The organism is Ensifer sp. EB106-05-01-XG146 (assembly GCF_058791875.1).
The window spans coordinates 1,740,546-1,766,915 of record NZ_JBYTDX010000001.1 but is presented as its reverse complement, the minus strand read 5'-3'; the positions used below and the strand labels follow the sequence as shown (position 1 = coordinate 1,766,915).

The 26,370-nt window shown below is 63.3% G+C and carries 26 protein-coding genes; 10 read left to right on the top strand and 16 right to left on the bottom strand.

The window, feature by feature from the left end; translation table 11 throughout:
* Positions 1-51 precede the first annotated feature (51 nt).
* Genes AC3WVQ_RS08675 through AC3WVQ_RS08665 form a run of 3 tightly spaced genes read right to left on the bottom strand, consistent with a single transcriptional unit; the run spans position 52 to position 1,795 of the window.
* Entirely contained in the window at positions 52-753 is a 702-nt protein-coding gene (locus AC3WVQ_RS08675; RefSeq protein WP_060520665.1) for a retropepsin-like aspartic protease family protein, read from the bottom strand.
* On the bottom strand, positions 750-971 hold the full coding sequence (locus AC3WVQ_RS08670) for a DUF1289 domain-containing protein (protein WP_089044154.1): 222 nt from the start codon (positions 969-971) through the stop codon (positions 750-752). The genes AC3WVQ_RS08675 and AC3WVQ_RS08670 overlap by 4 nt, the downstream gene beginning before the upstream one ends.
* A gap of 35 nt (positions 972-1,006) precedes the next feature.
* Positions 1,007-1,795: an adenosylcobinamide-GDP ribazoletransferase gene (locus AC3WVQ_RS08665; RefSeq protein WP_060600886.1), complete on the bottom strand. Its 789-nt coding sequence runs from the start codon at positions 1,793-1,795 to the stop codon at positions 1,007-1,009.
* Positions 1,796-2,042: 247 nt separating this feature from the next.
* On the opposite strand from AC3WVQ_RS08665, the gene cobT reads away from it, so the two are divergent.
* Both cobT and AC3WVQ_RS08655 read left to right on the top strand, forming a co-directional pair.
* On the top strand, positions 2,043-3,059 hold the full coding sequence (gene cobT / locus AC3WVQ_RS08660; RefSeq protein WP_034795180.1) for a nicotinate-nucleotide--dimethylbenzimidazole phosphoribosyltransferase: 1,017 nt from the start codon (positions 2,043-2,045) through the stop codon (positions 3,057-3,059).
* Between the two features lie 228 nt (positions 3,060-3,287).
* Positions 3,288-3,701 carry a diacylglycerol kinase gene (locus AC3WVQ_RS08655; protein WP_034795175.1) on the top strand — a complete coding sequence of 138 codons (414 nt, stop codon included), beginning with the start codon at positions 3,288-3,290 and terminating at the stop codon, positions 3,699-3,701.
* Positions 3,702-3,705: 4 nt separating this feature from the next.
* On the opposite strand, the gene AC3WVQ_RS08650 is transcribed toward AC3WVQ_RS08655, so the two are convergent.
* Both AC3WVQ_RS08650 and AC3WVQ_RS08645 read right to left on the bottom strand, forming a co-directional pair.
* On the bottom strand, positions 3,706-4,248 hold the full coding sequence (locus tag AC3WVQ_RS08650) for a GNAT family N-acetyltransferase (RefSeq protein WP_110819195.1): 543 nt from the start codon (positions 4,246-4,248) through the stop codon (positions 3,706-3,708).
* A gap of 3 nt (positions 4,249-4,251) precedes the next feature.
* Positions 4,252-5,787: a sensor histidine kinase gene (locus AC3WVQ_RS08645; protein WP_090294420.1), complete on the bottom strand. Its 1,536-nt coding sequence runs from the start codon at positions 5,785-5,787 to the stop codon at positions 4,252-4,254.
* 305 nt (positions 5,788-6,092) lie between these two features.
* On the opposite strand from AC3WVQ_RS08645, the gene AC3WVQ_RS08640 reads away from it, so the two are divergent.
* The 3 genes from AC3WVQ_RS08640 to AC3WVQ_RS08630 all read left to right on the top strand — a co-directional run bounded on the left by AC3WVQ_RS08640 (position 6,093) and on the right by AC3WVQ_RS08630 (position 7,862).
* Positions 6,093-6,680 carry a thermonuclease family protein gene (locus AC3WVQ_RS08640; protein ID WP_492382692.1) on the top strand — a complete coding sequence of 196 codons (588 nt, stop codon included), beginning with the start codon at positions 6,093-6,095 and terminating at the stop codon, positions 6,678-6,680.
* Positions 6,673-7,308 (top strand): uracil-DNA glycosylase family protein, encoded by a 636-nt coding sequence (locus AC3WVQ_RS08635; RefSeq protein WP_090293927.1) that lies wholly within the window; start codon positions 6,673-6,675, stop codon positions 7,306-7,308. The genes AC3WVQ_RS08640 and AC3WVQ_RS08635 overlap by 8 nt, the downstream gene beginning before the upstream one ends.
* 65 nt (positions 7,309-7,373) lie before the next feature.
* Entirely contained in the window at positions 7,374-7,862 is a 489-nt protein-coding gene (locus AC3WVQ_RS08630) for an Lrp/AsnC family transcriptional regulator (protein WP_034795162.1), read from the top strand.
* A gap of 15 nt (positions 7,863-7,877) precedes the next feature.
* Here the strand turns inward: AC3WVQ_RS08630 and AC3WVQ_RS08625 are convergent, their stop codons facing one another.
* The 3 genes from AC3WVQ_RS08625 to AC3WVQ_RS08615 all read right to left on the bottom strand — a co-directional run bounded on the left by AC3WVQ_RS08625 (position 7,878) and on the right by AC3WVQ_RS08615 (position 10,379).
* Positions 7,878-8,573: a DNA alkylation repair protein gene (locus tag AC3WVQ_RS08625; RefSeq protein WP_181432607.1), complete on the bottom strand. Its 696-nt coding sequence runs from the start codon at positions 8,571-8,573 to the stop codon at positions 7,878-7,880.
* Positions 8,570-9,439 carry an NAD(P)-dependent oxidoreductase gene (locus AC3WVQ_RS08620; RefSeq protein WP_110819194.1) on the bottom strand — a complete coding sequence of 290 codons (870 nt, stop codon included), beginning with the start codon at positions 9,437-9,439 and terminating at the stop codon, positions 8,570-8,572. Before AC3WVQ_RS08620 ends, AC3WVQ_RS08625 begins: the two co-directional genes overlap by 4 nt.
* Positions 9,440-9,551: 112 nt before the next feature.
* Positions 9,552-10,379 (bottom strand): class I SAM-dependent methyltransferase, encoded by an 828-nt coding sequence (locus AC3WVQ_RS08615; RefSeq protein ID WP_034795154.1) that lies wholly within the window; start codon positions 10,377-10,379, stop codon positions 9,552-9,554.
* A gap of 204 nt (positions 10,380-10,583) precedes the next feature.
* Between AC3WVQ_RS08615 and AC3WVQ_RS08610 the strand changes: the two genes are divergently transcribed.
* A complete protein-coding gene (locus tag AC3WVQ_RS08610; RefSeq protein WP_034795151.1) occupies positions 10,584-11,309 on the top strand; it encodes a DUF2270 domain-containing protein in 726 nt (241 codons plus the stop codon).
* A 69-nt stretch (positions 11,310-11,378) separates the two neighbouring features.
* Here AC3WVQ_RS08610 and AC3WVQ_RS08605 read toward each other — a convergent pair whose 3' ends face one another.
* From AC3WVQ_RS08605 to AC3WVQ_RS08590, 4 genes are all read right to left on the bottom strand, one after another.
* The gene (locus AC3WVQ_RS08605) at positions 11,379-11,645 is read right to left on the bottom strand and encodes an usg protein (RefSeq protein ID WP_034795148.1); all 267 of its coding nucleotides are present in this window, start codon (positions 11,643-11,645) and stop codon (positions 11,379-11,381) included.
* A gap of 166 nt (positions 11,646-11,811) precedes the next feature.
* Positions 11,812-12,642 (bottom strand): ABC transporter permease, encoded by an 831-nt coding sequence (locus AC3WVQ_RS08600; protein ID WP_060520672.1) that lies wholly within the window; start codon positions 12,640-12,642, stop codon positions 11,812-11,814.
* A complete protein-coding gene (locus AC3WVQ_RS08595) occupies positions 12,639-13,442 on the bottom strand; it encodes an ABC transporter permease (protein WP_034795142.1) in 804 nt (267 codons plus the stop codon). Before AC3WVQ_RS08595 ends, AC3WVQ_RS08600 begins: the two co-directional genes overlap by 4 nt.
* A 169-nt stretch (positions 13,443-13,611) precedes the next feature.
* Positions 13,612-14,394 (bottom strand): ABC transporter substrate-binding protein, encoded by a 783-nt coding sequence (locus AC3WVQ_RS08590; RefSeq protein WP_034795139.1) that lies wholly within the window; start codon positions 14,392-14,394, stop codon positions 13,612-13,614.
* A gap of 418 nt (positions 14,395-14,812) precedes the next feature.
* On the opposite strand from AC3WVQ_RS08590, the gene AC3WVQ_RS08585 reads away from it, so the two are divergent.
* The 3 genes from AC3WVQ_RS08585 to AC3WVQ_RS08575 all read left to right on the top strand — a co-directional run bounded on the left by AC3WVQ_RS08585 (position 14,813) and on the right by AC3WVQ_RS08575 (position 19,879).
* A complete protein-coding gene (locus AC3WVQ_RS08585) occupies positions 14,813-17,146 on the top strand; it encodes an OmpA family protein (RefSeq protein ID WP_492382691.1) in 2,334 nt (777 codons plus the stop codon).
* A 168-nt stretch (positions 17,147-17,314) separates the two neighbouring features.
* The gene (locus tag AC3WVQ_RS08580; RefSeq protein WP_110819192.1) at positions 17,315-18,058 is read left to right on the top strand and encodes a polysaccharide deacetylase family protein; all 744 of its coding nucleotides are present in this window, start codon (positions 17,315-17,317) and stop codon (positions 18,056-18,058) included.
* Positions 18,059-18,280: 222 nt separating this feature from the next.
* Positions 18,281-19,879, top strand: coding sequence for a tetratricopeptide repeat protein (locus AC3WVQ_RS08575; protein WP_162731913.1), 1,599 nt, complete (start codon positions 18,281-18,283; stop codon positions 19,877-19,879).
* Between the two features lie 22 nt (positions 19,880-19,901).
* On the opposite strand, the gene mobB is transcribed toward AC3WVQ_RS08575, so the two are convergent.
* Genes mobB through AC3WVQ_RS08560 form a run of 3 tightly spaced genes read right to left on the bottom strand, consistent with a single transcriptional unit; the run spans position 19,902 to position 22,003 of the window.
* Positions 19,902-20,423 (bottom strand): molybdopterin-guanine dinucleotide biosynthesis protein B, encoded by a 522-nt coding sequence (mobB, locus tag AC3WVQ_RS08570; protein ID WP_090293920.1) that lies wholly within the window; start codon positions 20,421-20,423, stop codon positions 19,902-19,904.
* Complete coding sequence (gene mobA, locus AC3WVQ_RS08565) at positions 20,420-21,085, bottom strand: molybdenum cofactor guanylyltransferase MobA (protein WP_090293918.1); 666 nt, start codon at positions 21,083-21,085, stop codon at positions 20,420-20,422. Before mobA ends, mobB begins: the two co-directional genes overlap by 4 nt.
* Positions 21,086-21,094: 9 nt before the next feature.
* Positions 21,095-22,003: a DMT family transporter gene (locus AC3WVQ_RS08560; RefSeq protein ID WP_060528791.1), complete on the bottom strand. Its 909-nt coding sequence runs from the start codon at positions 22,001-22,003 to the stop codon at positions 21,095-21,097.
* Positions 22,004-22,457: 454 nt separating this feature from the next.
* Here AC3WVQ_RS08560 and AC3WVQ_RS08555 point away from each other — a divergent pair, with 454 nt between their 5' ends.
* A complete protein-coding gene (locus AC3WVQ_RS08555; protein WP_090293917.1) occupies positions 22,458-25,001 on the top strand; it encodes a methyl-accepting chemotaxis protein in 2,544 nt (847 codons plus the stop codon).
* Between the two features lie 239 nt (positions 25,002-25,240).
* Here the strand turns inward: AC3WVQ_RS08555 and moaA are convergent, their stop codons facing one another.
* On the bottom strand, positions 25,241-26,290 hold the full coding sequence (moaA, locus tag AC3WVQ_RS08550) for a GTP 3',8-cyclase MoaA (protein ID WP_110819190.1): 1,050 nt from the start codon (positions 26,288-26,290) through the stop codon (positions 25,241-25,243).
* Positions 26,291-26,370 lie beyond the last annotated feature (80 nt).

Below are 26,370 nucleotides of genomic sequence, written 5' to 3'. Positions count from 1 at the left end.
GCTCCCCTTGCTTCTATGCGTGGCACGACCGCGCGCCGGGGCCGATGCCGGTCAGTCGCGCAGACGCAGCTCGTCGGTACGCATCTGCAGCATCTCCAGCGTCGACAGGAAGCTCATGCCGAGCAGGCTCTGATCGAGCTTGCCCTTGGCTGCGACCGTTGCGCCGATGTTGCGGCGGGTGATCGGGCCGATCGAGATCTCCTGAAGCATCACGGGGGCTGCCTGGGCCCGGCCATTGGCTGTCATGACCGTAACGATATAGTTGAGGTTGGCCGGGTCGAGGCCGATCTTTTCCGCATCTTCATAGGTGAGCGCGATGTTGCTGGCGCCGGTATCGACCAGCATGCTGATGTCCTTGCCGTCGACCGTCGCAGTGGTCTCGAAATGACCGTTCAACATCTTCTGCAGCACCACTTCCTGCTGTCCCTCGCTGTCGGTGATGATGGTGGCGCGGCCGGGGATGAGGCCGGCGAGCAGGCGGTTGCCGAAGCCCTCCAACTCGAAACGGTAGACATAGGCCGAGACCAGCGCCAGAACGACGAAGAGCCAGATGGCGATCTGACGCAGGCCTTCGCCGAAGCGGTGGCGGCTCTGCAGGATGCCGGCGCCGATCAGCGTGGCGATGGCCCCGAGCGAGACCAGTTGCCCGAACTGGTCATTGGCGAGCCCCATGGTGCGGCCGGTGTCGTGGTTGATGATCAGCAGGATGAGGCCGATGGCCAGGATCGAGAGCAGGATGGCAAGACGGGTCATGCTTCGCCGCGTTCCCTCGCCATGCGCGTGCGTCGGGTTTCGCGCCGCGGCTTGCGTTCGACGGTCTCAAGCCGCGCAGGCAACACGCTCATGATCGCGCGGCGTTCGGCATCGGTATAGAGCGTCCAGCGTCCGACTTCGTCGCGGGTACGGCCGCAGCCGAAACAGTAGCCGGTCTTGTCATCGATCGAACAGACGAGAATGCAGGGAGATTCCATGGGCGTGCTCAGTTTTCCCTTGATATATCGATGTTTCAAACCGTCAGCGCAAGGGCACCGAGCACGGCGATTTCGGTCAGTTGCTGCGTCGCCCCGATCGTGTCGCCCGTTTGTCCGCCGATCTTGCGCATCGCCAGCCGAGCGAAGCCCTTGACCGTGGCAAGGAATGCGACGAGCGCCGCGATGACGCCGAGCGCCGGGACCTGCGCGAGATAGAAGAGCAGCATTGCGACAAGAAGTCCGAAGGCAAGCGCGAAGCGCGTGGCCGCCGGTTCCGGCTCGCCAGCCGAGGCCGCGACGCCGCCGCTGCGCGCCGGCGGAAGCGACGACCAGTGCCAAACCATGGCGGCGCGGCTGAGGCACGCTGCGCCAAGGATCGCCATGGCGGCGCCCAGCGGCGAAAAGAGCGGCAGGATCGAGGCGAGCGCCGAGACGCGCAGGCCGAAGGAGAGGATGAGGGCGACGGCCGCATAGGTGCCGATGCGGCTGTCCTTCATGATCGCAAGCGCCGCTTCGCGGTCGCGACCGCCGCCAAAGCCATCGGCCGTGTCGCCAAGCCCGTCTTCGTGCAGTGCGCCGGTGACAAGCGCCTGGATGGCGACGACGACAAAGGCGGCAAAGAGCGAGCTCACCTGCAGCGCCATGAGGGCCATGGCGACGGCCGCCGATGGCAGTGCGATCGCCAGGCCGGCTAGCGGGAAGGCGCGCACGGCACGGCTCAAGCGCCCGTCATAACCTTCGAAATGGCGCGCAGGCATCGGGATGCGGCTGAGAAAGCCGATCGACCGCGCCACATCGTCACAGAAATCGCCAACGAAGCCCATGGCTCCTCCAAGGTTGCGGCCATTGACCCGGCCGCTGCCAAACTCGCCGACTGCGGCGAGTCTCGCAAGCCGGGCGGGCGCACCCGCGAGGGCCGCGCACACTTTTCCCAGACCTTTCATAGGCCGTCTGCGACCGCTCGCGGATCGAGACGGCGACGCCGATTGGCGCAAATGTCGTTGCCCGAATTTTCGGCGCCCTCTATGAGGGGCGTAGTTAGAGCTTCACGATGATGCAAGGATTCCTCCCATGAGTGCCAGCGGCCTGCCGTTTGATGATTTTCGCGAATTGTTGCGCAACCTGCCGGGCCCGGATGCGGCAGCCCTTGTTGCCGCGCGGGAGCGGGACGCCCAGCTGACGAAGCCGCCGGGCGCGCTCGGCCGCCTCGAGGAAATCGCCTTCTGGCTCGCCGCCTGGACGGGCAAGGCGCCGGTGGTCAACCGGCCGCTGGTGGCGATCTTTGCCGGCAACCACGGCGTCACCCGCCAGGGCGTGACCCCGTTCCCGTCATCCGTCACCGCACAGATGGTCGAGAATTTTGCCGCCGGTGGCGCTGCGATCAACCAGATCTGCGTCAGCCACGACCTCGGGCTGAAGGTCTTCGACCTCGCACTCGAATACCCGACCGGTGATATCACCGAGGAAGCCGCGCTGTCCGAGCGCGATTGCGCCGCGACCATGGCCTTTGGCATGGAGGCGATTGCTGGCGGCACGGATCTTCTGTGCATCGGCGAAATGGGCATCGGCAACACCACGATCGCGGCCGCGATCAATCTCGGCCTTTATGGTGGCACGGCCGAAGAATGGGTCGGTCCGGGTACCGGCTCCGAAGGCGAGGTGCTGAAGCGCAAGATCGCCGCGGTCGAAAAGGCCGTGGCGTTGCATCGCGATCACCTGTCCGATCCGCTCGAACTGATGCGTCGCCTCGGCGGTCGTGAGATCGCGGCCATGGCTGGCGCCATCCTGGCCGCCCGCGTCCAGAAGGTACCTGTCATCATTGACGGCTACGTGGCGACCGCTGCGGCTTCGATCCTGAAGGCGGCCAACCCGTCGGCCCTCGACCATTGCCTGATCGGCCATGTTTCGGGCGAACCGGGGCATCTGCGCGCGATCGAGAAGCTCGGCAAGACGCCGCTGCTGGCACTCGGCATGCGGCTTGGCGAAGGCACGGGCGCGGCCCTTGCCGCCGGTATCGTCAAGGCGGCGGCCGCTTGCCACAGCGGCATGGCGACCTTTGCCCAGGCCGGCGTCAGCAACAAGGAATAGTGAAGTTCCGGCCGGGCTTTGCAGGAAGGCCGGCCGGTTTCTGTCCAAGGCCTGTCACGGGCGCGAAGCTGTCGCGTGCCGGGCCTTGATGGATGCGTCCTTCTCGCCTATCCAAAGCGCAAATGCGCGCCCTAGCTATAGTCTTGGGTGCCTGCAACCGAGACCGCCTTGCATTCGCCTCAATCACGATGTCGAAGCAAGCACAGTTTCAAGCCCTGTCGAGACGAAATGGACGCCAAGAACACCACGCACCGCATTGGACAGACGGGTCCTGTCGAGAAGCAGACCGGCATTCGGCATCTCTTTGCCGCTGCGAGCTATTCGCTCGGCGGCGCCAAGCGGCTGATCGGCGAGGCTGCCTTTCGCCACGAGTTGATCGCCTTTGCGGCCGCGATGATCGCTTTCATCATTGTCGGCGCAACCTTCTTCCAATATGTGGCGATGGCGATCCTGTTCCTACTGATGATGGCCTTCGAGGCGATCAACACGGCAATCGAGGAAATTGTCGATCGCGTTTCTCCCGAAATCTCGGAAATGGGTAAGAACGCCAAGGATCTCGGCTCCTTCGCCTGCCTCTGCCTGATTGTCGCCAACGGTGTCTATGCCGCCTATGTCGTGATCTTCGACGGCTTCATGAACTGACCGGCTAGCGGGCCGGCGCCTTCACCCGATAAAGCACATGCGGACGCAGCGGGTTGCCCCCGGGCACCGTGACGTCGTCGAAATCATCGGCCGGATCCGAGCGCATGCCCAATCTTTCCATCAGTGCCCGCGAAGGCTGGTTGATGCGCGAGGTATAGCCGATTACCTCGGCAAGGCCGAGTGTGCGCCATGCATGGTCCAGGTAGGCGCTCGCCGCTTCCAGCGCGTATCCTTGCCGCCAGTAGGGGCGGGCAAGGATCCAGCCGATTTCGACATGCGGTCCGTCGGGGATTTCGTCTCCAGCCTCAGAAAGGCCGAGACCGCCGATCAGCGCGCCATCGGATTTGCGTTCAACGGCGAGGAAGCCGAAGCCGCGGTCGGCGAGATGGCGGACGCAGTCGGCAATCATCGTTGCCGTTTCGTCGCGCGTCAGAATGGCCGGATAGTAGTAGCGCCGGACTTCGGGATCGGCATTGGCAAGCGCGAAAGGCGCGATATCGCGTTCTTCCCAGGGCCGAAGCCTGAGGCGCTGCGTTTCGATGTGCATGGATCAGGCGAAGCTCTTGCGGCGGCGAACCGGGGCTGCGACATCCTCAATCGCCGGCAGGCTTTCGAGCACGCGGCGCGCCGGCAGGATGGCGATCGCCTCTGTACCTTCGCGCAGCTTCGAGCGCAGGATGAATTCGCCATTGTGCTTGGCGAGGATGGCCTGGACGATCGGCAGGCCGAGACCCGTGCCCTGTTCGGCACTCTTGATGGCGATCGAGCCCTGGCCGAAGGCCGAGAGCACGATCGGGATTTCTTCCTCGGGAATGCCGGGGCCGTTGTCCTTGATCGAGAGATACTGGCCGCCGCCCGCGGTCCAGCCGACCTTGAAGGTGACTTCGCCGCCGGTATTGGTGAACTTCACGGCATTCGACAGCAGATTGAGAATGACCTGGCGCATCGACTTTTCGTCGATCCAGACCGAGGGCATGCCGTGTTCGAACTGCTGGTGGATGGTGATGTTCTTGGCGCGGGCCTTCAGTTGCACCATGCCGATGCAATCCTCGGCGATATCGACCAGGCTGACCGAATCCTCGTTGAGGTCGTAGCGGCCGGCCTCGATGCGCGACAGGTCGAGGATCTCGTTGATGAGGTTCAGCAGGTGCTCGCCAGAGCGGTGGATGTCGTTGGTGTATTCCTTGTAGGTCGGGTTGCTGAGCGGGCCCAGAACCTCTGTCGACATCACCTCGGAGAAGCCGAGAATGGCGTTCAGCGGCGTGCGCAGCTCGTGCGACATGGATGCGAGGAAGCGCGACTTGGCGAGGTTTGCCTCTTCGGCACGCCGGCGGGCTTCGTCGGACATCGACTTTGCAACTTCGAGTTCCGCGATCAGGTCGTCCTTTTCCGATTGAACGGAGAGGATGTGCACGCTTGCGCGGTTCATGCGGTCCGTCATCAGCACCAGAAAGAGCAGCGACAGCGAGATGACGCCGGTGAGCCCCATATAGATCACGTCGCCGGTCGTGAGCGATGCAAACGCGAGGGCTGCCACGACCGGGGCGAAAGTGTAAAGGAGCGCATTGCGCAGCAGGAACGTGCCCATAGCGGTCGCAGCAAGCGCGACCAGCAGTACCGTGCCCTCGAAGAAGCCGAAGCGCACGTTGCCGCAGCTCGCGCAATCCTGTGCGACGAAGGTCGCCCAGCAGAGGCCCATCAGCACCTGGCCGAGCAGGAAGCGGCGGCGCCAGACCGGAACCTTCTCGGCGCTGATGTCTTCCCGGCGTGCCTTGCGCGCAAAGAAGAGCGTGACGGCATGGGCCGAGAGCGTCATGACCGCCCAGAGGACGAAACCGAGATTGCCGGAGAGATAGATGCCGACCGCCGCAATCAGCGTAACGAGCACCGGAATGGCGATCGCGCCATGCAGAGCACTGTCGATGTAGAGATTGAGCATCTCGCGCTCGAAGCCCGAGGGCACCGACGAGCCTGTCTGCAGCCGCTCACGCGTCGCGCGGACCGTCCTCGAAACGGCCTTGTTTCGATGGCTACGCGATTTGTCGACGATAATCTTATCGGTCGATGTGCTGGCAGCGATACTCATGCTCATATGCGACGGTTGCGATTGCGTTGCAGTCTAGTGAGCAATCCTTAAGAAGTTGCTGCGGTGCGTGAAGGATTCGACAACCATTGTGGCGCAGCCGTGCTCAGGTCGTGATGGATCGCGCTGCATGTGAGGTTCCTTCTCTAATCTTTTGGAATCGACCATGTTTATGACGCGCTGGTCTGCGAGGCAGTCCCGCGGCAATCGAGGTTAGGGCAGGCGTGAAATTCGGACGGACGACATATCGGTTTCCCAAGGGCCGCGGCAGGTCCCGCGGTCATGCGCCGTCCGGCGGACGTGGCGGCATGGCCGGCGGATGGATCATTCTCATCCTCTTGGCGATCGGCGCCTTTGTCGCCGACAGGCTGCCCGTCGGAGAGCGATCTGCGACCGGTTCGGCACGGGGCGCGGCGATCGCGAGCGACGGCGGCAGCCTGCGGATCGACGGTAAACGCGTCCGCATCGAGGGCATCGACGCGCCGGAGCTCGACCAGACCTGCAGGCGCGATGGCGTCGCCTGGGACTGCGGCCGCGAGGCGCGCGGCCGATTGCGGGCGCTCGTCTCGGCGGGTGATGTGCGCTGTCGGTTTCACGGCCGCGACAAATACGGCCGCGAGCTCGGTGTTTGCGATGCGGCCAACCGCGATGTCGGGCGCGAGATGGTGCTTTCGGGCTATGCGGTGAGCTACGGGCGCTATGAGGCTGAGGAGGCAAGGGCAGAACGGGAGCAGCGCGGGCTCTGGGCCGGCGAGTTCGTGAAACCGCAGGAGTGGCGCCGGACGAACGGTCATCCCGACGAGGGGCCGCACCTCATCGATGGCTGGCTTGCGGCGATCCGCAGCTGGCTGCTCGAACGCCTGACCGCACTTTTTTCCGGTATCGCCGATGCCTGACGACCGCATTGCTCAACTCGATCGGTTGCGGGCGGAAATTTCGGCCTGTCGCATCTGTCGCGACAGCCCGCTGCGCGGCGAGGCCGACCGGCTGCCGCACGAGCCGCGGCCGGTGGCGGTGATCTCCACTGCGGCGCGCATCCTGATCGCCGGGCAGGCGCCCGGACTGCGCGTGCATGACAGCGGTCTGCCGTTCAACGATGCGTCCGGCGATCGGCTGCGGCAATGGCTGGCTGTCGATCGCGAGAGCTTCTACGATCCGGAGAAATTCGCGATCGTGCCGATGGGTTTTTGCTTTCCGGGCTATGACGCCCATGGCAGCGACTTGCCTCCGCGGCGCGAATGCGCGCCGCTTTGGCGCCACCGGGTGATGGAGCAGATGCCGCAGGTGGAGCTGGTGCTGGCGATCGGCCACTATGCGCAACGCTGGCATATCGGCCCGGACTGTCCGAAATCGATGACCGAGACGGTGAAGAACTGGCGGCGCTACGCGATGCGCAACGCCGTGCCGGCGATCCTGCCGTTGCCGCATCCGAGCTGGCGCAACACCGGCTGGCTGAAGCGAAATCCCTGGTTCGAAGCGGTGCTGCCCTTCTTGCGCGAACGTGTTTTCGTTCTCACGAACTGAAACAATTTTCTTTATCTTCATCAATTTCGCGCTATAGAGGGAAAAATAATTCGAGAGGGACTTTTATGGATCGCCTAGACCGCAAAATCCTGCGCCTGCTGCAGGAGGATTCCACGCTGGCCGTTGCCGACCTCGCCAAGAAGGTCGGGCTTTCGACCACGCCGTGCTGGCGGCGTATCCAGAAGATGGAAGAGGACGGCGTCATCCGCCGCCGCGTCGCGCTGCTCGATCCGGTGAAGATCAACACCAAGGTCACGGTCTTCGTGTCGATCCGTACGAACTCCCATTCGATGGAGTGGTTGCGCCGCTTCTCCGAGGTCGTGTCCGAATTTCCGGAAGTCGTCGAGTTCTACCGCATGAGTGGCGACGTGGACTATCTGCTGCGTGTCGTCGTGCCTGACATCGCAGCCTATGACGCCTTCTACAAGCGCATGATCGCCAAGATCGAGATCCGCGACGTTTCCTCCGTCTTCGCCATGGAGCAGATCAAGTATACGACCGAGCTGCCGCTCGACTACATGATGATCGACCAGGCGAAGTCCAGCGAGGACTGACCTCAGCTAGCAGACTCAGGGGAGGCCAAGCCTTGCCAGAATCTTGTCGTTCGACAGTTCGCGAACCGCGTCCTTGCCCGTCCAGCGGGCGGCGCGGTTCGAGCTTTCCGCCAGTCGCTTCGCAAGTGCAAGGGCCGGGCCGTGGCAGGCGGCGTTGCGCTTGCCGATCTGCCGGAGCGCCCAGTTGACCGCTTTCTTCACGAAGTTGCGCTCGTCGCCGGAATGCTGCTCGATCAACGGCAGCCAGGCGAGAAGCGCTGCGTCCGGTTCTTTCTTCAGGTGAACCGCTGCCGTCGCGATCATCGCAAAGGCGATGCGGCGGACGAATTCCCGTTCGTCGGCTGAAAATTCCGGAATCAGTTCGCGCTCGAAGCGCGCGGCAATAAAAAGGTCGGCGACGGTATCGACCACTTCCCAGGAATTGCAATCTTCCGCCCAACGGCGCGCGTCGTCGAGCGTCAGTACTTTCGGATCGGCGGTGAAGGCGGCCAGGATGCGCGCCTCGCGAATGCCGGTTTGCCAGAGCGCCAGCGCCCGGCGGTGATCGGTCTTCACCAGCCGGGTGATCTTGTGCAGCTCGACGTTGGAAAGCCCGATGGCGGCGTCGGTGACGATACCGAAACGCGCCATGCCGGCGAGATTGTCTTCGGAGCCGAGAGACCGCAGGTGAGCGATGATCTCGCCCGCGGTCGAGGACGGGCTAAGGCTCACTTTTCGAGGCGGGCGAGGAGCGAGGACGTATCCCAACGGTTGCCGCCCATTTCCTGCACATCGCCGTAGAACTGGTCGACCAGCGCGGTCACCGGCAGCTTGGCGCCGTTGCGGCGGGCTTCGGCGAGCACGATGTCGAGGTCCTTGCGCATCCAGTCGACGGCGAAGCCGAAGTCGTACTTGCCGGCATTCATCGTCTTGTGACGGTTTTCCATCTGCCAGGAGCCGGCTGCCCCCTTGGAGATGACGTCGACGACCTTCTCGATGTCGAGACCCGCCTTCTTGCCGAAGTGGATGCCTTCGGCGAGCCCCTGGATGAGGCCGGCGATGCAGATCTGGTTGATCATCTTGGTGATCTGGCCGGCACCGGCCGGACCCATCAGGCCGACCATGCGGGCAAAGGCTTCGATGATCGGCTTGGCGCGATCGAAGGCGGCTTCGTCGCCGCCGCACATCACCGTCAGAACGCCGTTTTCGGCGCCTGCCTGGCCGCCGGAGACCGGGGCATCGACGAAGTGGGCATTGCGGGCCTTGGCCGCTTCGTAGAGTTCGCGGGCGACCTCAGCGGAGGCCGTGGTGTTGTCGATGAAGACGGCGTTGGCCTCCAGCTTTTCGAAGGCGCCGTCCTTGGCCGTCGTTACAGAGCGCAGGTCGTCGTCGTTGCCGACGCAGCAGAAGACGAAATCGGCGCCATCGGCGGCCTCTGCCGGGGTACGCGCCGCGCGACCACCGAACTCGGCCGCCCACTTTTCGGCCTTGGCGAAGGTGCGGTTATAGACCGTCAGCTCGTGACCGCCGCGGACCTTGAGGTGGCCGGCCATGGGGTAGCCCATGACGCCGAGACCGATGAATGCAACCTTTGCCATTTTCCGAATACTCCCATTGCTTTCGCCTTGGTGTAGCCGATGGCGCGGGTGCGGAAAAGAGAGAAGGGAGCATCGTGCGATGCTCCCTTCTCATGATGCTGTCATGGCCCGATCAGGGCTTGAAGCGCGCGACCACCAGATGTCCGGCGATCGGTTCACCTTCTTCCAGGCGCACCGTGATGTCGCCGACTTCGACGATCTCGAAGCCGGTGGCGGCGAGACGGTCGCGCAGGTAGCTCTCGGCATGGGCAAAGCGCTGGTGCGGGCCGACCATGAAATTGCGGCCGGCGAAGGTCTCTGCGGGCAGGGTTTCGCTGGAGAAGATCAGCAGGCCGCCCGGGACGAGGTTGTCGACCGCGCCGAAAAACAGCGCTTCGAGCGCGCCCATATAGGGAAGCACGTCGGTGGCGACGATAAGGTCGAAGGGCTCGTCGTCGTTGTCGTCGAGAAAGTCGACCGCCTCTGCAACGTAAAGCGTCTCGTAGAGGTCTTTTTCGTGGGCGATCTCGACCATGTTTTCGGAGAGGTCGACGCCGGTGATGTCTTCGGCCATGTCGCGGAGCGCGCCGCCGGTCAGGCCCGTGCCACAGCCGAGATCCAGCACCCGGTCGAAGGGCCCGAGTTCAAGCGCCTGCAGGCGCTGGCGGACGAGGAGCGGCACGCAGTAGCCGAGCTGGTCGACGAGCACGTTGTCGAAGACTTCGGCATGCTGGTCGAAGAGCGTGGCGACATAGGCATCGGGCGCCTTCACCGGCGTTTCGCCGCGTCCCATCGAGGCCAGTCGCACGGCAGCGCCGCCGTGGTCTTCCGGATCGAGCGCCAGCACTTCGGCATAGGCTTGCGCCGCGGCATCGAACTTGCCGGACTTTTCCAGGGAGAGGGCGCGGTTATAGGCCTCGGCCAGCGCTTCCTCGTCGATTTTCGTGCTTTTCTGGGTCATGGGCGCTTCTTACGTCCGCAGCCGGTTTTTGGCAATCGCCGTCGGCGAAAGGTTTGCGGGCGTGGATCTGGCGTTTTGGCGGTCAGTGGCAGGATTTCCTTGGCCTTCCGGACGAAAAACGTCGCCATGCGGCGCCATCGGGATTTATCGGCGACAGGAAAGGAGTCATCATCGCAAGCATAAGAAAAGACGGGAGGAATGCCGATGTCCGCCGAGCTTGGGCCGCTGATCTTGAGCGCCGAAACGAAGGAGCCGAAAGGCCCGCCCTTGCCGCAGACGTCGCAGGAGCAGATCAACGCGGTGGTACACTATTATCGCGGCGAAATGGGGCGCATGGCCGGCTGGCGCGACCGCATCGACCGGACCTCCAACTGGGCAATCACCGTCGTTGCGGCGCTGCTCTCGGTCTCGCTGTCGACACCGTCGTCGCATCATGGCGTGCTGCTCTTCGCCATGCTGCTGATTACGCTCTTGCTCCTGATCGAAGCCCGGCGCTATCGCTTCTTCGACGTCTATCGCGCCCGGGTACGGCAATTGGAGCGCGGCTACTTCGCCCAGATCCTGGCGCCCGATGGCACGCCGAACCTCAATTGGGCGGCGTCGATCGCCAAGAGCCTGCGCAAGCCCGCTTTCCTGATGAGCTACCGCGAGGCGCTTTGCCGCCGGCTGCAGCGCAATTATTGCTGGATGTATCTGATCCTGCTGCTCGCGTGGGCGCTGAAGATTTCCTCGCCGAAGATCTCCACCAATGGCGAGCCCTTCGGCCACGTGCGCTCCTGGATGGACGTCGCCCAGAATGCGGCCCTCGGTCCCTTGCCCGGCTGGCCGGTGATTGTTGGTGTCATCGTGTTTTACGGGCTGGTGCTCTACGGCTCGCTGCACAAGGAGCCGCGCGAAGGCGAACTCGCGCATGGGGAGGTGCATGTCTGAGGGCGCCGGGCGTCACGCCTCGCCGATCCAGGGTTCCTGGTGACAGAGAGCGGTCGCCGTCGGCGGCTCTCAGTGCAGAATGAGCTCGCCCTTCAGTGCGCGCCATTCGGTGGCCGAGATCAGCTTGCGGTGCACGTAGCGCACCGAATGCAGCGGCCCGTCCAGTTTCTCTTCCCAGAATTTCAGGAAGCTGCGCATTTCGGGGAAGTCCGGCGCAATGTCGTAGTGCTGCCAGATATAGGTTTGCAGGAAGGCCGGATGGTCGGGCAGGTGGTAGAGGATCTGCGCCGTCGTCAGTCCGTAGCCCTTGAGCTGAAGTTCCATCTCGTTCGTCATGTGGACCTCACTTCTCGCAAAGGTTGGTCCCTATGATGAAACGCCTGATTTGTTAATCAAGGGCTAATATTTGTCCCGAAGTGAAACTTTCTCGTGAAATAACAAAAGCTTGGCAGCCTCTCTTAGGGAGTGCTGCCAAGCTTTGTTCGAAACCGACGTAGAAAGCCTATCGCTTCAGATGGCGGGTCAGCCGCGCTTCCAGCAGGCTCCAGATGTTGCGCAGGATCTCGACCATGATGAGGTAGAGAATGGCTGCCCAGATATACATCTGGAAGTCGAAGGTACGCGAGAAGGCATAGCGGGTTTCGCCCATGAGATCGAAGACGGTGACGATCGCGACGATCGCCGAGCCCTTGATCATCAGGATGATCTCGTTGCCGTAGGGGCGCAGCGCCACGATCATTGCCTGCGGCAGGATGATCTTCCAGAAGGCGACGCGCTGGGGAAGGCCAAGCGCGTCAGCGCCTTCGCGCTGGCCGCGCGGCACGCTCTCGATCGCGCCGCGCAGGATTTCCGCCTGGTAGGCCGCAGTGTTGAGCGTGAAAGCGAAGATCGCGCAGTTCCACGCGTCGCGGAAGAACCACCACAGGCCGACCGCTTCCAGCTGCGGGCGAAAGCTGCCGAGGCCGTAGTAGATGAGGAAGAGCTGTGCCAGCAGCGGCGTGCCGCGGAAGAAGTAGACGTATCCGTAGGCGAACCACGACAGGACCTTGTTCTTCGACATGCGGGCAAAGGCGATCGGCAGCGAAAGGATGGCGCCCATGACGATCGAAAGGCCGACCAGCATCAACGTGACGCCGAGGCCGTTGATGAAGCGCGGGCCGTATTTGGCAAACTTGTCCGGATCCCAGCCGCCGACCACGGTCAGGAAGATACCGACGCCGAGTGCCAGCCAGATGCCGAGCGCAACGCTGCCGACGAAGCGGGTGAGCGTGTAGGGCTTCGGCGGAACCGGCGGCGGCGCCTGCGGCGGGATCATCGTTGCAACGACACTCATCGGCCCATCTCCGCACGTTTGGTTCGCCGTTCAATGTAGGAGAAGACGATCGAGGAAATCATCGCGAGGATCAGGAAGAGCACGCAGGCAACACCGTAGAATTCGAAGGCCTGCTTGGTCACGCGGGCGGCAATGCCGGTCTGGCGCAGGATGTCGGTCAGGCCGACGACCGAGACGAGGGCGGTGTCCTTGAGCAGCGCCATCCAGAGATTGCCGAGACCGGGCAGGGCGATGCGCACGAGCTGCGGCAGGATGATGAGGCGCATGGTGCGGCCGCGATGCAAGCCAAGGGCGTCACCGGCTTCGTATTGTCCATGCGGGATGGCCTTGAAAGCCGACAGCAGCACCTCCGAGCAATAGGCGGAGAAGACGACGCCGAGTGCGATCATGCCGGCGAAGAAGGCATTGATCTCGACCGGACCGTCGTAGCCGAGCGATGCCAGCAGTTGTTGAACGAGGATCTGCAAGCCGTAATAGACGATGAAGAGCGTCAGCAGTTCGGGCAGGCCGCGGAAGATCGTCGTGTAAATGTTCGACGCGAGCCGAACCGTGCGCTCTTCGGACTGCTTGCCCAGCGCGATGAAGAAGCCGATCAACAGGCCGACGGGCAGCGTTGCGATGGCAAGGCTCGCGGTAATGACGAAGCCGTGGGCGATATCGTCGCCCCATCCGGTGTCACCGCAGGCGAGAAGCGTGCCAGGTGCGAGCCAGGTAAAGACCCCGACCGGGCCGCAGAATGGATCGACGATCGATCCGATCCAGGAGAGGATGGAATAGAAGCCGGCAAACAACCCGCTCATGTCAGAGATTTCCCCTTTTGCGCTGTTTTTATGCGTATCGATCGCGCTTTGTTTTAGGCACTTGTCAAACAAAAACGGCGGAAGGGCAAGCCATCCGCCGTTGCAATTTTCGCATCAACCGACGTTTTTCCGGCATGATTCACTATGGATTCGCACCGGAAACCGTCAATCAGCTGCCATAAACGTCGAATGGGAAGTACTTTTCGTTGATTTCCTTGTACTTGCCGTTGGCGCGGATCGCCTCGATCGCCTTGTTGAACTTCTCGCGCAGCGCATCGTCGCCCTTGCGGACCGCGATACCGGCGCCGTCGCCGTTGATAACGGGGTCGATCGGCAGGGTGCCGAGCAGCTTGCAGCAGGCGCCGTCAGCGGTCTTCAGCCATTCCGAGAGCACGACGACGTCGTCGATGACTGCGTCGATACGGCCGTTGGCGATGTCGAGCTTGTACTCATCAGCCGTCGGATAGAGCTTGATTTCGGCACCCTTCATATGCGCTTCGGCATAGTTGGAATGGGTGGTCGAGCCTTGCGCGCCGAGCGCCTTGCCCTGAAGGGCGGCTGCGGTTGCCTCGGTGATCGGCGAATCCTTCGGCACGACGATTGCCGGCGGGGTGTTGTAGTACTTGTTGGTGAAGTCGACCTTTTCCTTGCGCTCGGCGGTGATCGACATGGACGCGATGATGGCGTCGAACTTCTTGGCGATGAGCGCCGGAATGATGCCGTCCCAGTCCTGCGTCACGAAAGTGCACTCGGCCTTCATTTCCACGCACAGCGCCTTGGCGATGTCGATGTCGAAGCCCGTCAGCGTGCCGTCCGCTTCCAGGTTGTTGAAGGGCGGGTAAGCGCCTTCCGTGCCGATCACGACCTTTTCGCCGTCGGCCATGGCCGAGCCTGCCATGAGCACGAAAACGGCAGCCGATGCGGCGGCTGCCAGCCGCTTGGAAATACGCATGATAGTCCTCTCTGTTGGTCGACATCCGGCATTGTTGTTTTTCGCGGATGCCAATTTCAGCCGGGGCGTCTGCCGCCGGTTGTGGCGATATTCGTACTCTTTTCCACTAAAAATCAACAGGAAAGCGAAGGCGCTCAACGGGAATCAAGTTTCGACCGATGATTGTGGTTTTCCGCGCGGGAGAAACATGAACGGGGCGTTCAGCGGCGGTTAATCTTGCCTCCGCTAGCCCTTGTCAAGGAACCGGTTCGCGGTTTGGGCGTTGCATTGGACCGCGCGTCTCGCGGCCAACACAAAAAAGCCGAAACCTTGGGTCAAGGCCCCGTAAGTATTCGTGTTCGCATTCTCTTCTTCAGCGTGTCACAGGTTGACGAGAGGATGCGGGCCAGGACCTCCCAGGAAGAGGAAGGAAGACAAAATGTCGATTCGATCCAAGCTGTTCGCGACCGTCGCGCTGCCGGTGCTGTCGGTGTCCGTGGCGGTTCCGCCCGCGGTGGCCGACAGCCTGATGAAGCCATTCGAGGTTGCACAGGAGGGCGGTGGCCAATCCGACGAGGAACTGCTGCTGCAGAAGCAGCGCCAGGCGGAAGAAGAAGCCGCGCGCCAGGCTGCCGAACAGCAGCGCGCCGCTGAAGAAGAAGCTGCACGCCAAGCTGCCGAGCAGCAGCGTGCTGCTGAGGAAGAGGCTGCCCGTCAGGCCGCCGAGCAGCAGCGTGCCGCTGAAGAAGAGGCAGCGCGCCAGGCCGCCGAGCAGCAGAAGGCCGCTGAGGAAGAAGCTGCGCGCCAGGCTGCCGAGCAGCAGAAGGCTGCTGAAGAAGAAGCCGCACGCCAAGCTGCCGAACAGCAGAAGGCTGCTGAAGAAGAAGCCGCACGTCAGGCTGCCGAGCAGCAGAAGGCTGCTGAGGAAGAGGCTGCCCGCAAGGCTGCTGAAGAGCAGAAGGCGGCCGAAGAGCAGAAGGCTGCAGAGGAACAGAAGGCCGCCGACGAGCAGAAGGCCGCTGACGAACAGAAGGCTGCCGAAGAGCAGAAGGCCGCCGAAGAGCAGAAGGCCGCTGAAGAGCAGAAGGCCGCTGAAGAGCAGAAGGCCGCCGACGAGCAGAAGGCCGCTGAAGAGCAGAAGGCCGCCGACGAGCAGAAGGCCGCTGAAGAGCAGAAGGCCGCTGAAGAGCAGAAGGCCGCTGACGAACAGAAGGCTGCTGACGAACAGAAGGCCGCTGACGAGCAGAAGGCTGCTGACGAGCAGAAGGCTGCCGAAGAGCCGAAGGCTGGTGGCGAAACCGCTCCCGCCGTCGAGCCGCAGCCGCAGACTGGCGAGGGCCAGCCGGTGCCTGGTGCCGAACAGCCACAGACGGGCGAGGGACAGCCGGTCCCGGGTACCGAGCAGCCGCAGACCGGCGAAGGTCAGCCCGTGCCCGGCACGGAGCAGCCGGTAACGGCCGAGCAGCCACAGGTGCAGCAGCCGGCTCCGGAAGTGGTCGACACCCGCACGGAAGAAGAGAAGGTGAAGATCGCCGATGATCCGGCCGCGACCGACGAAACCGTCGTGCTGCCGGTCGAAAACGGTGCTGCCGTGCTCGACAGCGACAAGGACGCCGACAATGCCGGCGGCAACCAGGCGCGCGAAGAGCGCCAGAAGCTGCGTGAGGAACTGCGCGCCAAGGAAGAGGACGCCCCTCCGCCGGCCGACGATGCCGCAGCGCAGGCTGCGATTGCTGCCGAGATGCCGGCCGACCTACCGCAGAAGATCGAAGCGAACCTCAACGAAAAGGGGACGCGCGTCGATGAGGCTCCGGTCTTCGTGGTTCCGGAGACGACCAACATCGTCAACAACACTGTTATCAACAACACGGTGATCAACAACAACACGACGGTCAACAACATCACCAACAACATCACCGAGGTAAAGATCGTCGAGCAGGTCGACAACCGGGTGATCCTCGGTGTCGGCGACCAGATCTTCGTGCGTGGCGACGACCGTCCGCGCCTGCGTTACGATGCGGAAGAGACTTACTACGATCAGCTTCCGCGCGGTCGTACCCGCGAAACCATCGTGCGTCCGGGCGGCTACCGGATCGTCACCGTCTACAACCGTTACGGCGACATCCTGCAGCGCTCGCGTGTCGACCGCGACGGCAACGAATACCTGATGATCTATGCGCCCGAGCGTGACGAGGGTCCGCGTCCGGCGATCATCGACGTCGGCTACGAACTGCCGCCGATGCGCCTGCGCATCCCGGTTCGTGACTACATCGCCGACGTTTCCGACGATCCGGATCGCGACTACTACGAGTTCCTGGCCGAGCCGCCGGTCGAGCGTGTCGAGCGCGTCTACACCATGGACGAAGTCCGCCACTCCGCCCGCCTGCGTGACAAGGTGCGCCGCGTCGACCTCGACACGATCACCTTCCCGACGGGCAGCGCCGAAGTGTCGATGTCGCAGGCCAAGACCATGCGCAAGGTCGCAGCCGCGATGGAGAAGATCCTCGCCAAGGATCCGGGTGAAACCTTCTTCATCGAAGGCCACACCGATGCCGTCGGCTCGGACCGCTCAAACCTGGTGCTCTCCGACAAGCGCGCCGAATCGGTTGCCTCGCTGCTGACCGAGGTCTACGGCATTCCGCCGGAAAACCTGGCGACCCAGGGCTATGGCGAGCGCTTCCTGAAGGTTCGCACCCAGGACGCCGAACAGCAGAACCGTCGCGTCACCATTCGCCGTGTGACCCCGCTGGTTCGCCCGGTCGCACAGCGCTAACAGGGCTTCGCGCAGCGCTAACAAGGCGCGCGCAGCGCCAAAATGATTGGCGCTGCGCGGATCAAGCTTCGGGCAGGACTGCCCGGATAAGAGCAGGAAACCCGCCTCGCAAAAGGCGGGTTTCTGTCGTTTGACATTCCTTCCCAGATTTTTCTTCCTCGGATTGCCATGAAAGCCTTTTCCCTCGCGCTTGTTGCCGCCACCACGCTCGCCCATTCGGCCATCGCCGCGCCCGGGCTCGTCGAGCCGGATCTGCGTCTGCCCGCCAATCCCGAGGGAAAGGGCGGAGCGCCGCGGGTGGCGCTGACGCTTGACGCCTGCAGCGGCGCCACCGACATGCGCATCCTCGGCACACTGATCGAAAACCGCATCCCCGCCACGATCTTCGTCACCGCGCGCTGGCTGAAGCGCAACGGCCTCGTCGTCGAGGTGATGAAGGCGCATCCGGATCTATTCGAGATCGAGGACCACGGCGCCATGCACGTGCCGCCGATCGACGTGAAGATTTCCGTCTATGGCATCGCGGCAGCCGGCTCCGAGGCGGCAGTCGCCGCCGAAGTCGATGGCGGTGCTGTCGCAATCAAGGCGCATGGCCTGCCGGCGCCGAAGTGGTTTCGCGGCGCGACGGCCAAATACACCCATTCGTCGATGAGCCAGATCCGCGCCATGGGCTACCGCATCGCCGGCTACTCGGTGAACGGTGATGGTGGCTCGCTGCTGGGTGCGGCGATGGCGGAGAAGCGCATTCGCGCCGCCAAGGACGGCGACGTCATCATCGCCCATATCAACCAACCGACCCATTCCGCCGGCGCCGGCGTTGCCCGCGGCATCCTCGACCTCAAGGCGAAGGGCTACAGCTTCGTGCGACTGAACGACACTCCGGACGAAATGACCGTCGGCGCGACGAACTGACCGCCAGCAACGGCTGATACCGGAAAATATCCGCACGCCGAGGCCGTTGGCGTAAGCCGCAAGTGTGGGCCGTGAATGCGGCGCGCCCTCCGCGGCGGTTCATGTCTCGTCGGCCACGAGGCCGCTGCTCGACGCAAAGTAGCGGCCCGTCGAAATCCGTTTTCCGTTGCCGGTTCGTCCCCCTAGGCTTCTCTCCCTATGCGACTGGTTCTGGAGGGGTGGATGAAACGTGTCGTCTTCGGGCTCGTTATCGCACTGCTCGTGCAGGCTTCCTTGCCTACGCGTGCCTATGGCGCAGGCACGGCTCTGCCACCATTCGAGCAGGTGCTGGACCGCGCCGAGGCCGGTGACGTTGAGGCCGAGGTCGATCTCGGCATGCGCTACCAGACCGGCGAAGGTGTTGCCCACGATCTCATGAAAGCCATCGGCTGGTACGGGAGGGCTGCAGCGAAGGGCAACGCGAAAGCCCAGTTCCTGCTCGGCTCGATCTACTTCAACGGTGCCGAAGGTGTGAAGCAGAACTATGTCGAGGCGCTTCGCTGGTTTCGGCTTTCAGCCGATCAGAAGACGCCGGCCGCCCAGTACAATATCGGCGTTCACTACGAACAGGGATTGGGTGTCGCCAAGGATGACGCGCAGGCCGTTGCCTACTACCGGCTGGCGGCGGAGCAGGGCTATGCCGCGGCCCAATACAATCTCGGCTACATGCTTCAGGAGGGGCGCGGAACGGCGCGCGATCCGGCCGCGGCCTTCGAATGGTATCGGAAGGCTGCGGACCAGGGGCTGGTTGCGGCCATGCACAATCTTGCCGTCGCCTACTTGCAGGGCAACGGCACGCTGAGGAATGACGCGGAGGCCTACCGCTGGGAGTCGCGCGCCGCGGTCGGCGGGGAACCCCGCGCCCAGTACAATCTCGGCGTTATGTATGAGAGAGGCACCGGTGTCGAACGCAGCGTTCCCGAGGCGCTCAACTGGTATGTGCGAGCAGCCGAGCAGGGAAACATCGAAGGGCAGGTGAATGCCGGCAGGCTCTATTTCAACAGCGAGGCCGGGCGGGTCGATACCAAGGAGGGCGATCGCTGGCTGCGGCTTGCTGCGAATGCCGGAAACGGGCAGGCACAGAATCTCCTCTGCACGATCTACGCGCGCGCCTTCGGCGTCGGGCGTGACGATCGGGAGGCGGTGAAGTGGTGCCGCATGGCGGCGGACCGGGGCATGGTCTCGGCGCAGGTGGATCTGGCAATCTTCTACATGCTGGGTCGCGGTGTCGCGAAGGACGAGGCTCAGGCATTCGAGCTGTTCCTGAAGGCGGCAGAACAGGGAAACCCGCAAGCGCAGATGAATGTCGGCGCCATGTACCTGACGGGTGCCGGCGTCGATGAAAACTACGCCGAGGCGCACCGCTGGTTCCTGATGCTTGCCGATCGCGGAGATCCCAAAGGGCAATTCAACCTGGCGGTCATGTATGCGAATGGCCAAGGTATCGAGAAGAACGCGAAGGAGGCGGCGCGGCTCTACAAGCTTTCGGCTGACCAGGGTTATGCCTTGGCGCAGTTCAATCTCGCCATCGCCTATCTCAATGGCATCGGCGTGGAGATTGACGCTCCGGCTGCCGTCAGGTGGTTCCGCAAGGCGGCGGAGCAAGGAAATGCCGACGCCCAATTCTTTCTCGGTATCGCCTATGCGAGAGGCGATGGGGTGGAGCAGGATCTTTCAGCCGCGGCCGAGTGGTATGCCAAGGCGGCCGCGCAAGGGATGCAGAAAGCGCAGGAGTTGCTGGCGAAGCTGCCTGAAGAGTATCGCCGTGCCTCACAGCGTTGAGCCTGCAGCGCCTTCGCGCATTTCAGACGCCTTTGCGCTGTAACCCTGTGACCTTCTCGACGAAATCGGCAATTGCCGCCGTGTCGTCGAGCTCGAACACCGGCAGATCGGAGCCTTCTACCGGATGATCGGCAGCGATTGCGCAGATGTGGGGGTCGGTGGGCGCCAGCGGCTCGCGGTTCGCTGACTCCAGACGGCGAGCCTCGACTTTCGGAATCGGTTCGCGCTTGTAGCCTTCGATGAGGACGAGATCGCAAGGCGCGAGCCGCGCCAGGATCTCCTTGAAGCCTGGCTCCGGGGCGCCGCGCAATTCGTGCATGATGGCAAATCGCGTGCCGGAGACGATCGTCACCTCATGGGCGCCGGCCTCGCGGTGACGGTAGCTGTCGGCCCCGACCTTGTCGATATCGAAGTCGTGGTGGGCGTGCTTGACGGTGGAGACGATGTAGCCGCGCCGCGTTAGCTCGGTGACGAGCCGTACCATCAGGCCAGTCTTGCCCGAATTCTTCCAGCCGGCGATGCCGAAGATCTTCATGGCGCTCATGTTTTGTCATCCTCGAAGAAACGCAACCATTGCTCCGCGTCGGTCAGATCCTCGGGCGTGTTGACGTTGAAGAACGGATCGAATGCGCCTTCTGCCGTCGCGATAAGCGGAAAATCGACCGTTACCGAAGGGTGGCGTTCGATGAAGGCGCGGACGCGGCGCTTCGGGTCACTTGTCAGAAAGGTCTCAAGCTCGTCCGCAAGGGCGACCGGCCAGAGCCCGAACAACGGATGCATCTGCGCGTTGGATGCCGCAACGGCAATCTGCTGGTGCTCTGTCAGGCCGGCAACCATTCGGGTGACGAGATCATCCGGAAAGAACGGCGTATCGGTCGGAACAACGACGACGTGGCTTGCTGCCGGATTGGTCGCCGCGACATGGCGCATGGCTGTCAGCACGCCAGCAAGCGGGCCGAGAAAACCGGGGACTGTGTCGGCGATGACGAGCACGCCTCTGTCGATGGCGCCAGCCGGATCGACGTTGAGGTTGACGGCGACGCTCGTCACCTGAGGCCGGAGCCGGGCGACGATGCGCGTCAACATCGTCTGACCGCCCAGCTGAAGGCCGAACTTCGGGCTGCCCATACGGCGCGACAATCCGCCGCCAAGGACGACGGCGGGCAGGGATGCGCTGATCAGGGGCGAGGGACGGCTTTCGGGCATTGTCGACTCCTATTCCAGTGGGCCGGTCAGCGAGCGCTGGGCGACGGCTTTGCGACCGCGCAGCGTCTCGCGATAGAAGGTGTAGAGACCCGAACCGATGATGATCGCGACGCCGACCAGCATCCAGTGATCCGGCACCTCGGCAAAGAAGAAGATGCCGATCGCAATCGACCAGATCAGGCTGGTGTAGCGGAAGGGGGCGATCACCGAAATGTCGCCGGCCCGCATCGCCAGCACGATCGTCTGGTAGCCGAGCATCAGCAGAACGCTTGCCGCAGCGATATGGCTGATGGTCGTCGTCGACATCGGCTGCCAGCCGCCCATCGGCTGGATGAGCAAGGCGCCGACGAGGGTGGTGACGAGCGAAGTCGACACGGTGATGTAGAGCGCCGGCACGTCGTGGCCGATGCGGCGGGTACAGAGGTCGCGGGTGGCGGTGACGAAGACGCACCCAACCACGGTCAGCGCCGCCGGCGTGAAGCCCTCGGGGCCCGGCCGGAGCACGATGAGCACGCCGATGAAGCCGGCGATGATCGCGGTCCAGCGGCGCCAGCCGACCGGTTCGCCGAGGAAGAGTGCGGCGCCGAGCGTGACGGCCAGGGGAAGCGCCTGCATGATTGCCGAGGCGTTGGCGAGCGGGATCTGGCCGAGGGCCGAAATATAGGTGACCGAGGCCAACGCCTCCATGGCGATGCGCAAGAGGATCACCGGCCGCATCAGCGTTCCGATCGGCCGGAAGGCGCGAAAATGCCAGGCCGCGAGCACGACCATCAGCGTCGTCAGCAAACCGCGCACGAAGATGATCTGCCCCACATTCATTGCGCCGGTGACGGATTTGACGAGCGCGTCGTTGCACGAGAACGTGACCATCGCCAGGCACATGAAAAGAATGCCGCGGAAATTGGTGGAGGCTTGCATGCTGGCTGTCCTGCGACGCCGGGCAAGCGGCCTGCGCTGCCGGCGGATGGGGAGGCGAATCCGTGAATGGATCGCCTAATGTTTAAGCATTGGCTGCCGGGTTGTGCAAACGGGATCGCATGCCGCCCCGACTTTTCTTGTCCGGCAAGTAGAAGAGATGCCTTCGAGGGAGAACCTTTGCCGGAAAGACTGTCGCATGCCGGTAAAGCCGGTGTGTTCGAACATAAGCTCATTCGCGGAATCTTAAGTTTCGCTGCCTATCGTCGCCACAATTCCGCATCCATTCGCATGACGCGATCGGCGGGGTGGCGCCGCAATAAACCTTGCAGGGTGGCCATTCCAGGGACGTTTGCTTGAGGCTTGGGAGAGCCTCCGGCCGATGGCCCATCGGTGTTTCCGCCAAGAAAAACCGCCGCGCGGGCCTGCTTCCCATAAGAATAATCAGGGGTGCGCAATGTCTTTCATCGATCGCTTGCTGCAACGGCTGCGTATCGTCACCAAGGTGCTGCTTTTCGTGGTTCCGCTCGTGGCGCTTATCGCCGGCATTGGTCTCATCGGCTTCTTCACTGCCCGCACGCTCAACGGCCATATGACCGTGACGCGGGAAACCATCAACAATCTCTCGGATTTCCAGGCGCTGCGCGGCGCGCTGCAGGCTTTTGCCGATGCGCCGAGCGAGGAAACGCGCACGGCACTGTCGGCCCAGATCGACGAACAGGAAAGCGGCGTGAAGACGCTCGACGGCCTGTTGACCCGTGCCGAGGACAAGGCGGAAATCGCTTCGGTGCTTACGCTTGGTCAAGCCATGCGCAGCCAGACGGACAAGCTCTGGGCGACCAAGCTCGAGCGCGACCAGGTGACGGCGTCGCTCGACAAGGCTCTTGCCGACATGACCGAACAGGGCAATGGCGCCTACAAGCAGATCGACATCATCCGCAAGGAATCGGGTGAAAAGGAGGCCTTTGCCAAGGCGTTGCTGTTCGATGCCGCCGCCTATCAGGGCCTTGCGGAGCGCATCAAGAAATTCCGCCTGCCGGTAACCATGGCCGTCAACCCCGACGCCAAGATCGACCAGGCGAACAAGCTTCTGCCGCATCTCATGAAGCAGATCGAAGAGGCGGAAAAGATCGCCTCGGAAAAGGTGCAGGCGCCGATTGCCGAACTGAAGGATCAGGCAACGAAGGTGCAGGCGACCCTTGCCGGCGGCGATGACAACGAGGCGAAGAAGAACGCGCTGGTGCCGATCCTCAGCAAGTTCTCGAAATACGAAGCGGACTTTGCCAAGGAGGCCGCGAAGAATTCCGACACGGCCGCCAAGCGCTTCGTCGGCATGGATGCCGAGATCTCGCAGCTGAAGACCCTGATCGCGCTGATGGGCGACACCTTCAAGGGCCTCGACAGCACGCGGCTGCACATCAGCGAACTGCATCGCAAGCTCGATGCCGCCGGCCGCGAGCCGGTCATGGCCGACATCCTGGCGGTTCGCGAAACCTCAGCCAAGCTCGGCGAACTCGGCGGCAAGAACGCTGCCCTTCGCGACCTTCCGGGTAAGCTCGGCCCGTCGCTCGACAACATCGACAAGGACACCGCTGCATTGATCGACGTCGGCGGCCGCTGGCAAACGGCAAAGAGCGAAGCGGCGACGATGGTCGCAGCCGCCAGCACGACGCTCGAAAGCTTCGTCAGCAGCGCCCAGGAGGCCGGCAAGGTCGACAGCCAGCGTTCGGCCGACGTTTCGATCGTGGCGATGATCGCCGGCACGCTGCTCGCCATCATCGGTGGCCTGATGCTGGTCGAGACGCTGCGCGGTCCGCTGAAGCGCGTGACCGAAACGATGACGCGGCTTGCCAATGGTGACCTCGACGTTGCCATCGAAGGCCGCAACCGCGGCGACGAGATCGGCGACATGGTGCGCTCGGTTGCCGTCTTCCGCGACAATGCGGTCGAGAATGTCCGGCTTGGTCGTGAGGCCGAGGCCGCGCGCGCGCTTTCTGCAGAAGAGGAAACGCGCCGGGCTGCTGAGCGCGCCCGCATCGAGGCCGAGCAGATGCAGGCGCTGAACGCGCTCTCCGACGTGCTCGCAGCACTTGCCGATGGCGATCTCGAAGAGGGCATGTCCGAGGATCTGCCCGCCGATTACGTGATCATGGCCCGCACCTACAACAATGCGGTCGAGGCGCTGCGGGCGACGCTTGCCGACGTGCGCGTTGTCACCGGCGAGATCACCGGCGGCACCGGCAATCTCGCCGCGTCGGCTGACGATCTGGCGCGCCGGACCGAGCAGCAGGCGGCAGCCCTCGAGGAAAGCTCGCGGGCGCTGCGTCAATTGACCGATATCGTCCGCGCGACGGCCGAAAGCGCCCGCAAGACGACGGTTTCGGTCGGCGAGACCAACTCCTACGCCAAGCATTCCGGCCAGGTGGTCGCCAAGGCGATCGATGCCATGGCCGAGATCAACCGCTCCTCGGAGAAGATCAGCACCATCATCGGCGTCATCGACGAGATCGCCTTCCAAACGAACCTGCTTGCGCTCAACGCCGGCGTCGAGGCGGCGCGGGCAGGCGAGGCGGGCCGGGGTTTTGCCGTCGTCGCGCAGGAGGTGCGTGAACTCGCCCAGCGCTGTGCCGGGGCTGCCCGCGAGATCAAGGGGCTGATTTCCGAAAGCTCGGCACAGGTGAGAAGCGGCGTCGCTCTCGTCCAGGAAACCGGCGACGCGCTGACAGTGATCAACAGCCACATAGGCACGATCCACGACCTCGTCAGCAACATCGAGGCTTCGGCCGCCGACCAGTACACCGGTCTCAACGAGGTGAACTCGGCGGTGCATCAGGTCGAGATGATCACCCAGCAGAACGCCGCGATGGTCGAGGAAAACACCGCCGAGATCCATGGCCTGCGCCGGCAGGTGGAAGCGCTCAACGACAAGATCGAACGCTTCCGTACCGGGACGGACGGTATCGGCGCCCGCGGACAGGGGCATCGAAGCTACGCGGCTTAAGTGTCCGGGCGGGCGGCTTGGGCACCCGCTGACCAACCCTCTCCCCGCAGGCGGGGCGAGGGAACGTGCCGGAGGGGCAAGTGCGCCCATACAGGCGCTATCCACTTACACGCGGAATACGTGGGGACACGAAGGTGTGCCCCACATTCCCTTCTCCCCACCTGCGCGGAGAAGGTGCCGGCAGGCGGTTGAGGGGCCGCCTGCCGGTTGTTCTTCCAAATTGGTATCCTGATGAAAGATCAGCCGCCGGTGACGCTCATGTGGCGGGCAACCGCCGGGCGGTTGTGCTCGCGGTCGATGATGAAGTCGTGGCCCTTCGGCTTGCGGCCGATCGCCTCGTCGATCACCTGGCTGAGATAGGCATCGTCTTCGGAAGCGCGCAGCGCTGTACGCAGGTCGGACGCGTCGTTCTGGCCGAGGCACATATAGAGCGTGCCGGTGCAGGTGAGACGGACGCGGTTGCAGCTCTCGCAGAAATTATGCGTCATCGGCGTGATCAGGCCGAGCCTTCCGCCGGTTTCCGCCACCTCGAGGTAACGGGCAGGGCCGCCGGTGCGATAGGGAATCTCCGAGAAGGTGAACTGCTCTTCCAGTTGCCGGCGCATTTCCGACAGCGGCATGTAGTGGTCGGTCCGATCTTCTTCGATCTCGCCCATCGGCATGGTCTCGATCAAGGTCAGGTCCATGCCGCGGCCATGGGCCCAGCGCATGAGATCGGGAATCTCTGCGTCGTTGAAGCCTTTCAACGCAACGGCATTGATCTTGATCTTCAGGCCGGCCGCCTGGGCTGCGTCGATGCCTTCCAGGACCTTGGAGAGATCGCCCCAGCGGGTGATCTGATGAAACTTTGCCGGGTCGAGCGTGTCGAGCGAGACGTTGATGCGCTTGACGCCGCAGTCTGCAAGCTCGGCGGCATATTTCGCAAGCTGCGAGCCGTTGGTCGTCAGCGTCAGTTCGTCGAGCCGGCCGGCCTCGATCTCGCGACCGAGTTCGCGCACCAAAAACATGATGTTCTTGCGCACCAGCGGCTCGCCGCCGGTGAGCCTGAGCTTGCGGACACCCTTCTCGATGAAGGCGGAACAGAGACGCTGCAATTCTTCAAGCGTCAGCAGATCCTTCTTCGGCAGGAAGGTCATGTGCTCGGCCATGCAATAGGTGCAGCGGAAATCGCAGCGGTCGGTAACGGACACGCGCAGATAGGTGATCGCCCGGCCGAATGGGTCGATCATCGGGGCTGTCTTCTGCTCCAGCGGCAGAGCGCCAGATCTGTCTATCGTTGCTGTGTTCAAGCGTCTTTCTCCCAGCCCCTTCAATGTCGTCGTCGAAGATCGTCGCGTCAAGGCGCATACTGTCGCAAAGTGTTGATCGG

Bases quoted from the DNA above. Each gene is read 5' to 3' on its own strand.
- AC3WVQ_RS08590 (WP_034795139.1), bottom strand. From the start codon at position 14,394: ATGCGTATTTCCAAGCGGCTGGCAGCCGCCGCATCGGCTGCCGTTTTC.
- AC3WVQ_RS08635 (WP_090293927.1), top strand. From the start codon at position 6,673: ATGCCTGACGACCGCATTGCTCAACTCGATCGGTTGCGGGCGGAAATT.
- AC3WVQ_RS08595 (WP_034795142.1), bottom strand. From the start codon at position 13,442: ATGAGCGGGTTGTTTGCCGGCTTCTATTCCATCCTCTCCTGGATCGGA.
- AC3WVQ_RS08645 (WP_090294420.1), bottom strand. From the start codon at position 5,787: ATGAGTATCGCTGCCAGCACATCGACCGATAAGATTATCGTCGACAAA.
- AC3WVQ_RS08675 (WP_060520665.1), bottom strand. From the start codon at position 753: ATGACCCGTCTTGCCATCCTGCTCTCGATCCTGGCCATCGGCCTCATC.
- AC3WVQ_RS08630 (WP_034795162.1), top strand. From the start codon at position 7,374: ATGGATCGCCTAGACCGCAAAATCCTGCGCCTGCTGCAGGAGGATTCC.
- AC3WVQ_RS08555 (WP_090293917.1), top strand. From the start codon at position 22,458: ATGTCTTTCATCGATCGCTTGCTGCAACGGCTGCGTATCGTCACCAAG.
- AC3WVQ_RS08600 (WP_060520672.1), bottom strand. From the start codon at position 12,642: ATGAGTGTCGTTGCAACGATGATCCCGCCGCAGGCGCCGCCGCCGGTT.
- mobB (WP_090293920.1), bottom strand. From the start codon at position 20,423: ATGAGCGCCATGAAGATCTTCGGCATCGCCGGCTGGAAGAATTCGGGC.
- AC3WVQ_RS08560 (WP_060528791.1), bottom strand. From the start codon at position 22,003: ATGCAAGCCTCCACCAATTTCCGCGGCATTCTTTTCATGTGCCTGGCG.
- AC3WVQ_RS08620 (WP_110819194.1), bottom strand. From the start codon at position 9,439: ATGGCAAAGGTTGCATTCATCGGTCTCGGCGTCATGGGCTACCCCATG.
- AC3WVQ_RS08655 (WP_034795175.1), top strand. From the start codon at position 3,288: ATGGACGCCAAGAACACCACGCACCGCATTGGACAGACGGGTCCTGTC.
- AC3WVQ_RS08585 (WP_492382691.1), top strand. From the start codon at position 14,813: ATGTCGATTCGATCCAAGCTGTTCGCGACCGTCGCGCTGCCGGTGCTG.
- AC3WVQ_RS08615 (WP_034795154.1), bottom strand. From the start codon at position 10,379: ATGACCCAGAAAAGCACGAAAATCGACGAGGAAGCGCTGGCCGAGGCC.
- AC3WVQ_RS08610 (WP_034795151.1), top strand. From the start codon at position 10,584: ATGTCCGCCGAGCTTGGGCCGCTGATCTTGAGCGCCGAAACGAAGGAG.
- cobT (WP_034795180.1), top strand. From the start codon at position 2,043: ATGAGTGCCAGCGGCCTGCCGTTTGATGATTTTCGCGAATTGTTGCGC.
- AC3WVQ_RS08670 (WP_089044154.1), bottom strand. From the start codon at position 971: ATGGAATCTCCCTGCATTCTCGTCTGTTCGATCGATGACAAGACCGGC.
- AC3WVQ_RS08665 (WP_060600886.1), bottom strand. From the start codon at position 1,795: ATGGGCTTCGTTGGCGATTTCTGTGACGATGTGGCGCGGTCGATCGGC.
- AC3WVQ_RS08640 (WP_492382692.1), top strand. From the start codon at position 6,093: ATGGCCGGCGGATGGATCATTCTCATCCTCTTGGCGATCGGCGCCTTT.
- AC3WVQ_RS08650 (WP_110819195.1), bottom strand. From the start codon at position 4,248: ATGCACATCGAAACGCAGCGCCTCAGGCTTCGGCCCTGGGAAGAACGC.
- AC3WVQ_RS08575 (WP_162731913.1), top strand. From the start codon at position 18,281: ATGAAACGTGTCGTCTTCGGGCTCGTTATCGCACTGCTCGTGCAGGCT.
- mobA (WP_090293918.1), bottom strand. From the start codon at position 21,085: ATGCCCGAAAGCCGTCCCTCGCCCCTGATCAGCGCATCCCTGCCCGCC.
- AC3WVQ_RS08580 (WP_110819192.1), top strand. From the start codon at position 17,315: ATGAAAGCCTTTTCCCTCGCGCTTGTTGCCGCCACCACGCTCGCCCAT.
- AC3WVQ_RS08605 (WP_034795148.1), bottom strand. From the start codon at position 11,645: ATGACGAACGAGATGGAACTTCAGCTCAAGGGCTACGGACTGACGACG.